This is a genomic window from Psychromonas sp. (assembly GCF_983033635.1).
Map to the genome: position 1 here is coordinate 1 of NZ_CEZLMY010000009.1, position 12,237 is coordinate 12,237.

Genomic DNA, 12,237 nt, shown 5'->3' on the forward strand with positions numbered 1-12,237 from the left:
ATCTAAGTACAATTTGGCTTGCTGATTTTGCATCTTGAAGTAACATGGGTATATATTTAACAAAACAGCAACAATTATGACAGGATATCTAATTCTTGCCAAAGGTCATCAATTTTTTCTTGCACTTTTTTATCCATAACGATCGGTACGCCCCATTCTCGATCGGTTTCTCCCGGCCATTTATTGGTTGCGTCGAGTCCCATCTTTGAGCCTAACCCCGAGACTGGCGAAGCAAAATCTAAATAATCGATAGGGGTATTTTCAACCATAGTGGTATCTCTAGCAGGATCCATACGGGTGGTAATTGCCCAAATCACATCATTCCAATCACGTACATTAACATCGTCATCACAAACAATAATAAATTTGGTATACATAAATTGACGTAAAAAAGACCAAATCCCTAACATCACACGTTTAGCATGCCCGGGATAACTTTTTTTAATAGAAACAACCGCCATACGGTATGAGCACCCTTCTGGCGGCAAATAAAAATCGATAATTTCAGGAAACTGTTTTTGTAAAATAGGCACAAACACTTCATTGAGTGCCACCCCTAAAATCGCAGGCTCATCGGGCGGTCGACCCGTATAAGTGCTGTGATAAATAGGATTTTCACGATGAGTAACATGGGTAACAGTCATCACCTGAAAATCATCTACCTCATTATAATAACCAGTATGATCACCATATGGACCTTCCGGTGCTTCTTCTCCTGGCTGCAAGTAACCTTCAAGAATAATTTCAGCGGATGCAGGTACATCTAAATTATTACTCAGGCTCTTTGCTACTTTTGTACGCGAACCACGTAATAAACCCGCAAAAGCATATTCAGATAAGGTATCAGGAATCGGTGTTACAGCGCCTAAGATAGTCGCTGGATCGGCACCTAATGCAACAGAAACTGGAAAAGGTTTACCGGGATTAACCTCTTGCCACTCTCGATAATCAATCGCACCACCACGGTGAGATAACCAACGCATAATTATTTTGTTTTTACCCAGTAACTGCTGACGGTAAATCCCTAAGTTCTGGCGTTTTTTATAAGGACCTTGAGTAATGGTTAAACCCCAAGTAATTAAAGGTGCAACATCACCAGGCCAACAGGTCATTACAGGTAACTTTGTTAAATCAACATCGTCCCCCTGCATAATCACCTGCTGACACTCAGGGTTACGCACTTTTTTGGTGGGCATATTTAAAACTTGTTTAAATATGGGCAATTTTTCCCATAATGACTTAATTCCCTTTGGTGGCTCAGGCTCTTTTAGATAAGCTAACCACTGCCCCACCTCTTTTAATGCTTCTACATTATCTTTACCCATAGCTAACGCCACACGTTGTGTTGTACCAAATAGATTGGTCAGTACGGGGGTGTCATAACCTTTTGGGTTTTCAAATAAAAGCGCAGGACCGCCAGCACGAAGTGTACGATCGGAGATTTCAGTCATCTCTAAATTAGGATCAATTTCTTGGCTAATACGTTTTAATAAACCTTTTTCTTCAAGTTGAGAAATAAAGTCACGTAAGTCATCAAATTTCATAACTGTCCTGCTAAAAAATAGTGAAAAAAAACGCTACCAAAAGTAGCGTTGTATCATTTTATTGAATAACCAAAGTGCTTATTTTGCTTTCTGGTTTTTCATTGCAGTAAAAAAATCATCGTTGGTTTTACTTAAACCAAGTTTATCAATCATAAACTCAGTGGCACCAATTTCACCCATAGGATGAACAATCTTACGTAAAATCCACATACGTTGTAATTCATCAGCTTTAGTCAGCAACTCTTCACGACGAGTACCTGAGCGGGTAATATCAATCGCCGGGTAGACACGTTTTTCTGCAAGTTTACGGTTTAAGTGAATTTCCGAGTTACCTGTACCTTTAAACTCTTCGTAGATAACTTCATCCATTTTAGAGCCGGTATCAATCAATGCCGTTGCCAGAATAGTTAAACTGCCACCCTCTTCAACATTACGCGCGGCACCAAAAAAGCGTTTCGGACGATGTAATGCGTTTGCATCCACACCACCAGTTAATACTTTGCCAGAACTCGGAACAACCGTATTGTAGGCACGTGCCAAACGGGTAATCGAGTCAAGCAAGATAACCACATCTTTTTTATGCTCAACCAGACGTTTCGCTTTCTCAATTACCATTTCAGCAACTTGTACGTGACGGCTTGCAGGCTCGTCAAATGTTGAAGCGACCACCTCTCCACGCACTAAGCGACGCATTTCAGTCACCTCTTCAGGGCGTTCATCAATCAATAAAACAATAAGTACGGCATCTGGATAATTAAGGCTTAGGCTCTGTGCAATATTTTGCAGCAGCATCGTTTTACCCGCTTTTGGTGGCGCAACAATCAAGCCACGTTGTCCTCTACCAATGGGTGAAACTAAATCCAAAATTCGCGCAGTGATATCTTCAGTACTACCATTACCATTTTCTAAGCGGAAACGCTCATCGGGATGGATTGGAGTTAAGTTTTCGAAAAGGATCTTATTGCGGGAGTTTTCTGGCTTATTGAAATTAACTTGATTAATTTTTAGTAGAGCGAAATAACGCTCGCCATCTTTTGGCGGACGGATTTTACCTTCAACACTATCGCCAGTACGCAGGTTAAAACGACGAATCTGACTTGGTGAAATGTAAATATCATCAGGACCAGCAAGGTATGAGCTATCGGAACTTCGTAAAAAGCCAAAGCCATCTTGTAATATTTCAAGTACACCAGCACCAAAAATATCTTCGCCGCTTTTAGCATGGGCTTTTAGAATTGCAAAAATAATGTCTTGTTTTCTTAAGCGAGCTAAGTTTTCTAGCTTCATTGATTCGCCAAGTTTAACAAGTTCAGAAACAGGTGTGTCTTTTAGTTCGGTTAGATTCATAAGTTATATAGGTGTACAGATTTGAAGTGAGTGAATAGTTGAATTTGAGAATTCATTTGCTCATAATTTGAGCGTAAAGATAGCACTAAAATTAATATTAGTCCAGATTGGACGTGCTGTGGATCACAACTTGTCCAATCTGATGTGAATTATTAGATATTAGCATCTAAAAATTCAACAAGTTGAGCTTTTGAAAGCGCTCCAACTTTAGTCGCGGCAACTTTACCATCTTTAAATAATAATAATGTTGGGATACCACGGATACCAAACTTAGGCGGTGTACCGCTATTTTGGTCAATGTTTAGTTTACCAATTGTAACTTTACCTGCGTATTCAGTAGCAACTTCGCTAAGAATTGGTGCAATCATTTTACAAGGTCCACACCATTCAGCCCAAAAATCAACTAAAACAGGGCCTTCAGCATTAACTACATCTTGATCAAAACTTGCATCACTTAAAGTTACGATACTATCGCTCATTTTTCTCTCCAGAAAGAATTGGCTAGTAAATAAATACTATAACACGAATATATTAAAATTAATTTTTGATATTTGAATCGATCTCAATACTTATTGCAAGTATAAACTGCTATGATTTGCAAATGAATAAAACACACCTAACTCAAATAAAATTTGCAGACCTTCCTCTTCAGGAAAGTCTAATTTCAGGTTTAACATCACAAGGCTATGAATACTGTACTCCTATTCAAGCATTGTCTTTGCCTATCACCCTAACAGGGAAAGATATAGCAGGACAAGCGCAAACAGGAACAGGTAAAACACTTGCGTTTTTACCCGCTGTATTTCATCACTTGTTAAGTAATGCACAACCTGAGAATCGCCGTAAGAATCAACCTCGGGCTATCATTTTAGCGCCGACACGTGAACTTGCAATTCAAATTCATAAAGATGCAATAATACTTGCTAAAGCATCTAACTTACGCCTTGGGTTAGCATATGGGGGCGAGAAAGTTGAAATTCAACACACTAAACTAGAAAAAGGTGTTGATATATTAATTGGTACAACAGGTCGAATTATTGATTTTATCAAACAAGGTGTTATTGACCTTGGATCAATACAAAGTGTTGTACTCGATGAAGCCGATCGTATGTTTGATCTTGGTTTTATCAAAGATATCCGTTATATGTTTAGACGTATGCCAGAGGCAAGTAGCCGCTTAAACATGCTGTTCTCTGCAACCTTGTCACATAAAGTACAAGAGCTCGCTTTTGAACATATGAATGATCCTGAACATATTCAAATAGAACCAGAGATCATGACATCAGTCAATATCACTGAAGAACTGTTTTATCCTTCTAATGAAGATAAGATGCTTCTTTTACTTACCTTAATAGAAGATGAGTGGCCAGATAAAGCCATCGTTTTTGCTAATACAAAGCATACTTGTGAAAAGGTATGGGGTTATCTTGCTGGTGACGGTTTACGTGCAGGTCTGCTAACTGGTGATGTCCCACAAAATAAACGCATTAAAATATTAGAGCAATTTACCCAAGGTGAAATTGATATCTTAATCGCAACCGATGTTGCTGCCCGTGGTTTGCACATTCCCAAAGTATCGCATGTCTTTAACTTTGATCTGCCGGATGATTGTGAAGATTACGTGCATCGCATAGGTCGAACGGGTCGTGCAGGTGAAAAAGGGTTAGCAATAAGTTTAGCATGTGAAAAGTACGTCTTTAACTTACCTGCAATTGAAGAGTACATTAAACATCCTATTACCGTAAGTGAATATGATAAAGATGCACTGCTTGATTCTTTGCCTGTTATGAAAGTAACCAAGTACAAAGCACACCCAAATAATCGCAAAGATAATTATCACCGCAGCCACAAGCGCTAATATTATGTGCGAAAATCACTATACCATTATTGACCTTGGCTCCAATAGTTTCCATATGCTAACGGTACAAAAAACCGATAATGGTTTTAGTGTTTTTTCTAAAAAAAAACAAAAAGTCAGACTTGCTGCCGGATTAGATAAGCAGCAGAATTTAACAAGCGACACAATGGAAAATGGCTGGTCTTGCTTACAAGAATTCAGAGATGAATTAAATAAATTACAACCCTGTAAAATTTTGGTCACTGCAACTGCTGCACTGCGCATGGCTAAAAACAAACAGATATTCATAGACCAAGCACAAACAATCCTTCAACTCCCTATTAAACTAATTTCGGGTATTGAAGAAGCTAAAACTATTTATCGTGGTGTCGCTTTTACAGATAAGATCAGCGAACAATTACTGGTTATCGATATAGGTGGCGCAAGTACAGAATTAATCATAGGTAAAGGCAACAAGGTGTTGCTAGCACAAAGTTTAAATATGGGCTGTGTGACCTGGTTAAATAAATACTTTGCAGATCAAAAGCTTGATCATGACAATTTCAATAATGCAGTTAATATGGCAAAAACAGTCATAGCCCCGCAAATAAAAAACTATACGGAGCAAGGCTGGACTCTAACAATGGGTGCTTCAGGCACAATCCAAGCAGTGCAAGAGATCAATAATAAGCAACAGATAAGTAAACAACTGACGCTTGATTTATTAAATCAAATTAAACAGATGTGCATCAACTGTAAGGATATTAGTTCATTAGATATTGATGGATTAAAGCCTTCAAGAGTCCCCGTATTTGCAAGTGGTCTCGCAATACTGATAGCCCTGTTTGAATCGCTAAATATCACATCTTTAAAACGCTCAAAAGGCGCATTGCGAGAAGGGTTAATTAGTATTTTATTTGCAGATAATTAGGCAGATATAGATTTAATTTAACCATGCAAAACCTGCAAAACCTGCCAGGCTAGAAGGCTCCAACTCCCTAATCATTACAAATAAACATGCAGTTAGATACGGGCCGGCACTGCGCTGATATCGATAGGCATTTTGATAATATCACCACAATAAAACGATAGGCATTTTCATACTGCTCAGAGCCCGCCACTATAGTTACCTTAGTTGTTTTTGAAATGGCTTTTGCCACATTAACGAATACCTTTTGAGCAGGTTTTCCTCCGAATCTCCAATTATCCGATCTCTCCGGCCACAAAAAGGTATGGCTGTCCAGCTTTTCAAGGTTCCCAACTACCAGGTTTCACCGAGTTGCCCTCGGTTCTTTTTTATCTGCTTACAATAGCTTGAGTCATACTTTTTACATCATTGGCGGATAGTTTCATAACTTGCAGTGGCACCTTTAGCTGCAAGCAATTCTTCGATAACTCGAAAACTCAGAATATTATCGCAGAATTGGTAGAGCAGTTGTTAAGTTGATAGTACCCCGCCGCTCTGCATAAACGATCGGCAGCACTGTTTTGAAGGAAAAGAGCCTCAGCTTATGAAATTAACTAAGGCTCTTGTTTTATACAGCAGGGATCTGCTGAGTTATACAATGAATATTCCCCCCGCCTAACAGGATTTCCCGCGCATCCACGCCGGTAAGCTGATATTCGGGATAAAGTCCGGCTAATATCTCCTGCGCCTGTTGATCCGTTTTTTCATCCAGAAGGGGAAAAATAATGTGCTTATTGGAAATAAGATAATTTGCATAGGATCCGGCTAAACGCTCACCGGGCTCTCTTGCCATACCATCACAAATGTCAACACCACACGCCTCTTCGTCGGTAATATACAGCGGTCCCGGCATCGGTAGCTTATGAATGATAATATCTCTGCCCTTTGCATCGGACTGAGCAGATAAAGCCTGCTGTACTTTTCTTGATATCGCATATTGAGGATCATCCGGATCATCACACCAGGTAAGTACAACCTCACCCGGCGCAACAACATGCATTAAATTATCAACATGACCGTTGGTTTCATCATTATACAGCCCCAGAGGAAGCCAGATAACCTTTTCTATGGCAAGGTATTGTTTTAACACTTGTTCAATCTCATTTTTTGTTAATTCAGGATTTCTACTAGGATGGAGCAGACACTCTTCAGTCGTATATAAAGTACCTTCACCATCGACATGAATCGAGCCTCCTTCTAATACGATAGGAGCGCGATAACTGTCATCAATTAACACTTCACACACTTTTTGAGCGACAGCATCATCCTTATTCCAGGGAAAGTACAATCCGTCAACCAGGCCTCCCCAGGCATTAAATTTCCAGTCAACACCACGCCGGATACCTTTATTATTGACCACATAGGAAGGTCCGATATCGCGCATCCAGGAATCATCCGTACTCATTTCAATCAGCTGAATATTTTCAGGCAGCTGCGCACGGGCATTTTCATACTGCTCAGAGCCCGCCACCATAGTTACCTTAGTTGTTTTTGAAATGGCTTTTGCCACATTAACGAATGCCTTTTGAGCAGGTTTTCCTCCGTATCTCCAATTATCCGATCTCTCCGGCCAGGCCATCCAAATTCCGGCATGAGGTTCATGTTCAGCCGGCATTCTAAAACCGTCATTTAATGGTGTGCTTTTCAGTTGTGTACTCATGTTATTTATCCTCCGAAAGTTTTAATTCACTTGGCTTTGCAGTTCGAACTGCTTTTTACTGGTCGCCTGAACTAATAAGTACTCACCGATAGCAACAGTGATAAGCACACCGATAAATACCGGCGCGCTGTAGCTCCAGTCGACTGACAGAGACATAAGATCCGGGAAGATAAACAGTATTACAGCCTGAACAATGACCAGGAAACAGATCACAGATAACAGCCATTGTGTTTTGATACCGCCCGGAACGCAGAATGGTCGTTCACGCTGACCGTCAGAAATGCGCAATTTTAAATATGATGGAAACATAAACAGGTAAGGCAGAAGGAAAATACAGCTGGAGAATGCAAAGACAGACCAGAACAACTGATCGCTGTTTTGTGCGAAAACGGCATAAGCAAGAATGACAACGGTAGAAACCATACCGGTAATATTATTTGCGCCGACCGGCGTATTATATTTTTCTGACATTTGCCCGACGACAGCAGGAAGCTCCCCTTCACTGGCGGCTTCAGCAGCAGCCCGGCTCGCTCCCATGGTCCAGGTGACCATATTGCCGATGAAACTCAGCAGCACCATTATTCCTATTGCAAACACCATAAACTGACCGAATGCACTGTCTCCGAACAATGTTTTTAGTGTGTCGGTAATACCGGCAACTAATCCGATATTTTCAACGGGAAGTGCCATCAATATACCGATAGTTCCGAACAAGTATAAAAATGCGGTAATACCGGCAGCTAAAAAGATCGCTTTAGGCATATCTTTAACGTCTTTCATCTCTTTAGTCATTGTGGCGGCCAGTTCAAAGCCCATTAAGTTAAAAATCAGTGCAGGCAGAAAAGCAGCCCCGGTATCTAAGGAGGGCAGCATAGCTGAAAAACTGAACTCATTCGCAACACCATGTTTTACAGCATAAAAGAAACCGCCAAAACCAAGCACCAGAATAACGATAACTTTAAGAACGGCCCCGACACTGGTGATCCAGACGCCGACATCGACTGAGATATTACATAACCAAACCGTCAGCCAGGTTAATAAGATACAAATACAGATCTGCCAGAAAATAGAGAGATCCGGCATAAACAGTTCAGCAAACATGCCGGCAAACATGATGTAAACAGCCGGCATCCATAAACCCACGTTGATCCAGTAAAACCAGGTAGTTCTGACAGCCCATTTATAACCGAAAGCCTGTTTAACCCAGTCATAAATACCGCCGTCACCCGGGTAAGTTGTACTTAATTCAGAAGTGATTAATCCGTAAGGAATAACAAAAATAACAAAAGTTAACAGCCACCACCCCACCGCACTGACGCCGATTGATGCTGAAGCGGTCAATGTATCCAGCACGATGACAGCGCAGAGGCTAAATAAAGCGAGACTGGTGACTCCCATTTTTCCTGTTGATGCTTTTGTGTCCATATCTTTTTCTCCAAATAGAGTTAAGGGGGATTGCATTTATACCCATTTAATCAGAATTACAGATCATGAATTGTTATCAGAATCACTTATCGACATTTATGAAAGTTAGACAGGAATAATCGTGAGGCAGTGTCCGAAATATAGCCCTTTTGGACAGCGAAAGAAGAAAATTGATTCTCATCAAATAACTGACAGGGCGATCGAAGGTAGTTTATTAGTCCAGCCAATATGATTGTTTAATTAACGGAGTGAAACATGAATAGTAAACCAATATTAGTGGTTGCCATCGGCGGCAATGCTCTTCTTAAAAGAGGAGAGGAGATGAGCTGTGCTAATCAGATAAAGAATATTGCTAAAACGACCTCGGCCTTAGCAAAGCTAAATGAAAATTATCGACTGGTTATTGTACATGGTAATGGACCTCAGGTCGGATTACTGTCATTGCAGAACTTAACCTTTAAAGAAACTCCACCTTATCCTCTTGATGTGCTGGGAGCCGAAACACAGGGCATGATTGGTTACCTGATGGAGCAGGGACTTCAGAGAGTTCTGCCGAATGTCCATATCAGCACGGTGCTCACTCAAATTGAAGTGGACGGCGATGATCCTGCCTTCAAAAACCAGTGTAAATTTATCGGCCCCGTATATGAGAAAAGCGAGGCATTAAGTAATGCGGAAAAGTTCGGCTGGGATATTAAACCCGATGGAGAACACTGGCGAAGAGTTGTCGCATCTCCCATACCGCAGAGAATTGTCCAGTTGGATGCAATTAATGCACTGCTCAATGCAGGCCATGTGGTCATCTGCTGCGGCGGCGGTGGCTCTCCGGTTATTAAAAAAGGAAGTGAAGTTTTAGGTGTTGAAGCCGTCATTGATAAAGATCTGGCTGCTTCTGTTTTAGCAAAACAGTTAAATGCTAAAGACTTTTTAATCTTAACTGACGGTGAAAATGTATGCCTGGACTGGGGCACGCCTGATGAACGGCCTCTCTTTGATATCAGTGTTGAGGAAATTGGTAAATATACATTTCCACCGGGCTCTATGGGACCGAAAGTTGATGCTTGTTGTGATTTTGTGCAGGAAACTCAGGGCAACGGTCATATCGGCTCATTACATCGAGCATTTGAGATTATGAATAAAGAATCCGGTACGCATATTCGATTTAAATTACCATTAACAGCAGAAGCTGGCTTAGTTACTCAAACTCAAATAGCTTATTGATATATGGTGTGTTTTTATTTTAACGGGATTTGATAATGAGAAAAGAAAAGACTGAAGAAAAACTGGAGCGTATACATAATGCAGCCAGAAAATTAGTCACCGAACAAAATTTAATCAATATATCAATGTATGACGTCGCCAAAGAAGCATCAATTGCAACGTCAACAATCTATCACCATTACCCGGATATGGAAGCATTAATATATAAACTGTTAGAAGATGTTTTCTTAGATTTTGAAAGGGTATTAGAGACAGCTATTGTGCCTGAAAATATCAGTCACTGGAAAGATATAAACAAAATGATTGAAGAGGGTTTTGTTCGCTATTACTCAGAAAATCCCCTTGCCCAGAAAATATTACTAGGCCAGCATATTTATAATTCGGTACGCCATGCAGATGTCGATAACGACTTAATTCTTGCTGTAAAAGTTGAACAGATCTACAGGCGTTATTTCATACTTCCTCAGCTTCCTGATGATGTAAATATATTCGCCATTGCCCTGCAGGTCGCAGATAAAGTTTATTCCATGAATTACTGCGAATTCGGCAGTATTCCCAAGGAGATGGCACGCGAAGCAATTATTTTAACCGAGGCTTACCTGGGCGTTTATCTTCCTAACGTTCTAGCGAAAGTAAAACAGGACTAACCGTTATACCTATTTTGTGTTTTTTAATTTTGAGTTTTAACGATCAGGATTCATTAGCAGATCAGCACTGATTTAACGCTGCAGTTTATGCTCTTAATCAATGTATTAAATCCGTTTTAAATGGTGATTCTGATTAATTTTTTAATCTGTTGTCCGATAAATATCGCGGCAATAATTTCTAATAAATATTCGTCTTTTAATCAGTGTATAGGAACATATTATGAAATTACCTTCTTCAAGTGCAACCGAACTTAATAAAACAGATCTAAAACATTTTTTAAAAACGCAGGATTTTACAAAAAAAGAATTAACAGACATTTTAGAACTGATGGCAATGTTAAAACAGGCACGTAAAGATAATGCTCTGCCGCAGTTATTTAAAGGCAAATCGGTAGCGATGATATTTGAACAGCCGTCGACCCGCACGCGCGTCTCTTTTGAAACAGCGGCTACGCTATTAGGCGGACACGGCCTGTTTCTGTCTCCAAAAGATATTCATTTAGGCGCAAAAGAATCTTTGCAAGATACAGCCCGAGTACTGTCAAGAATGGTTGATATTATTATGGCGCGTGTAGATGACCACAAAACCGTCGCCGGCTTAGCTGAATATGCAAGTGTTCCGGTGGTTAACGGTTTGTGCGACTGGTTACATCCGACGCAGATTATGGCGGATCTGTTTACTATGCAGGAGCATTTGCCTGCGGGTAAAGAACTCAGTGATTTGACTGTCGCTTTTGTCGGGGATGCAACAAATGTAACCTCTTCATTAATGTTTGCCTGTACTAAATTTGGAATGACCTTTAAACATATCTGTCCGGAGCGCTTTAAAGCACCTCAGGAGTGGCTGAATATTGCTGTAACAAACTGCGAAACTTCCGGCGGGGAGCTTATTATTACGGAAGATACTGAACAAGTTGCAGGTTGCGATATCGTTATTGCAGACAGTTTCTACTGGTTTGGTCAGGAAGATGAAAAAGAGATACGTCTTGCTACTTTCATCCCTGATTATGTCGTCAGCGAATATTTAATGGCCAAGGCTGGTCCTAACGCCATGTTTATGCACTGCTTACCGGCTAATGATCAGCGCGAATGCAGTCGTGAAGTCATGGAGTCGCCTAATTCAATCATCTTCGATGAAGCCGAAAATCGTCTGACGGCACAGATGGCAATATTGGTCTACTTTACTCACAAACATAATATCGAGCCTTCAGCAGAAACGCTTGCGGCTCATAAAAGTCGAATTGAAGGGTTTTTAAATAATTTATAAATTATAAGGTTATACCCAATTTACCTCAAGATCCCAAATCACCTCTGAATTAGTATCTTGAGGCAGAATGGGTATAGCATTAGTATTCACTCAAATCACTTATCACTATAGATGAATATCTTATTTTTTAGGTTTATTGACGCTTAATAATATAAACAGTTTAGTGCCTTAGTAAAAAGGCACAAATATATGATCTAAAAAATAGTTACTCAGTTCAAAAGTTCAATGGGGCCGCGTCTTGCCTTTTGCCTCTCACTATAATGGGGTTAAAGCGCCTTAGCGTTATGGCATATCTAGTTAAAGGAGAAATAGACTTTTACAC

Annotated in this window: 11 protein-coding genes; 5 read left to right on the plus strand and 6 right to left on the minus strand. The window is 40.3% G+C overall.

Annotated features, from left to right (window positions below; all coding sequences use genetic code 11):
- Window positions 1-74: 74 nt before the first annotated feature.
- From ubiD to trxA, 3 genes are all read right to left on the minus strand, one after another.
- A complete protein-coding gene (gene ubiD / locus AC4GME_RS02180; RefSeq protein WP_490376421.1) occupies window positions 75-1,544 on the minus strand; it encodes a 4-hydroxy-3-polyprenylbenzoate decarboxylase in 1,470 nt (489 codons plus the stop codon).
- A gap of 78 nt (window positions 1,545-1,622) precedes the next feature.
- Window positions 1,623-2,891 carry a transcription termination factor Rho gene (rho, locus tag AC4GME_RS02185; protein ID WP_490376422.1) on the minus strand — a complete coding sequence of 423 codons (1,269 nt, stop codon included), beginning with the start codon at window positions 2,889-2,891 and terminating at the stop codon, window positions 1,623-1,625.
- A gap of 152 nt (window positions 2,892-3,043) precedes the next feature.
- The gene (gene trxA, locus AC4GME_RS02190; protein ID WP_490376423.1) at window positions 3,044-3,370 is read right to left on the minus strand and encodes a thioredoxin TrxA; all 327 of its coding nucleotides are present in this window, start codon (window positions 3,368-3,370) and stop codon (window positions 3,044-3,046) included.
- Window positions 3,371-3,492: 122 nt separating this feature from the next.
- Here trxA and rhlB point away from each other — a divergent pair, with 122 nt between their 5' ends.
- Both rhlB and AC4GME_RS02200 read left to right on the plus strand, forming a co-directional pair.
- Entirely contained in the window at window positions 3,493-4,749 is a 1,257-nt protein-coding gene (rhlB, locus tag AC4GME_RS02195; protein ID WP_490376424.1) for an ATP-dependent RNA helicase RhlB, read from the plus strand.
- Between the two features lie 4 nt (window positions 4,750-4,753).
- Complete coding sequence (locus AC4GME_RS02200; RefSeq protein ID WP_490376425.1) at window positions 4,754-5,659, plus strand: Ppx/GppA phosphatase family protein; 906 nt, start codon at window positions 4,754-4,756, stop codon at window positions 5,657-5,659.
- Window positions 5,660-5,726: 67 nt separating this feature from the next.
- Here the strand turns inward: AC4GME_RS02200 and AC4GME_RS02205 are convergent, their stop codons facing one another.
- The 3 genes from AC4GME_RS02205 to AC4GME_RS02215 all read right to left on the minus strand — a co-directional run bounded on the left by AC4GME_RS02205 (window position 5,727) and on the right by AC4GME_RS02215 (window position 8,816).
- On the minus strand, window positions 5,727-5,996 hold the full coding sequence (locus tag AC4GME_RS02205; RefSeq protein WP_490376438.1) for an agmatine deiminase family protein: 270 nt from the start codon (window positions 5,994-5,996) through the stop codon (window positions 5,727-5,729).
- A 267-nt stretch (window positions 5,997-6,263) separates the two neighbouring features.
- Entirely contained in the window at window positions 6,264-7,355 is a 1,092-nt protein-coding gene (aguA, locus tag AC4GME_RS02210) for an agmatine deiminase (protein ID WP_490376426.1), read from the minus strand.
- Window positions 7,356-7,376: 21 nt separating this feature from the next.
- Window positions 7,377-8,816: an APC family permease gene (locus AC4GME_RS02215; RefSeq protein ID WP_490378968.1), complete on the minus strand. Its 1,440-nt coding sequence runs from the start codon at window positions 8,814-8,816 to the stop codon at window positions 7,377-7,379.
- 219 nt (window positions 8,817-9,035) lie between these two features.
- On the opposite strand from AC4GME_RS02215, the gene arcC reads away from it, so the two are divergent.
- From arcC to argF, 3 genes are all read left to right on the plus strand, one after another.
- The gene (gene arcC / locus AC4GME_RS02220) at window positions 9,036-10,001 is read left to right on the plus strand and encodes a carbamate kinase (RefSeq protein ID WP_490376428.1); all 966 of its coding nucleotides are present in this window, start codon (window positions 9,036-9,038) and stop codon (window positions 9,999-10,001) included.
- 35 nt (window positions 10,002-10,036) lie between these two features.
- On the plus strand, window positions 10,037-10,648 hold the full coding sequence (locus tag AC4GME_RS02225; RefSeq protein ID WP_490376429.1) for a TetR/AcrR family transcriptional regulator: 612 nt from the start codon (window positions 10,037-10,039) through the stop codon (window positions 10,646-10,648).
- 220 nt (window positions 10,649-10,868) lie between these two features.
- Window positions 10,869-11,915 carry an ornithine carbamoyltransferase gene (gene argF, locus AC4GME_RS02230; RefSeq protein ID WP_490376430.1) on the plus strand — a complete coding sequence of 349 codons (1,047 nt, stop codon included), beginning with the start codon at window positions 10,869-10,871 and terminating at the stop codon, window positions 11,913-11,915.
- The last annotated feature ends 322 nt before the right edge of the window (window positions 11,916-12,237 follow it).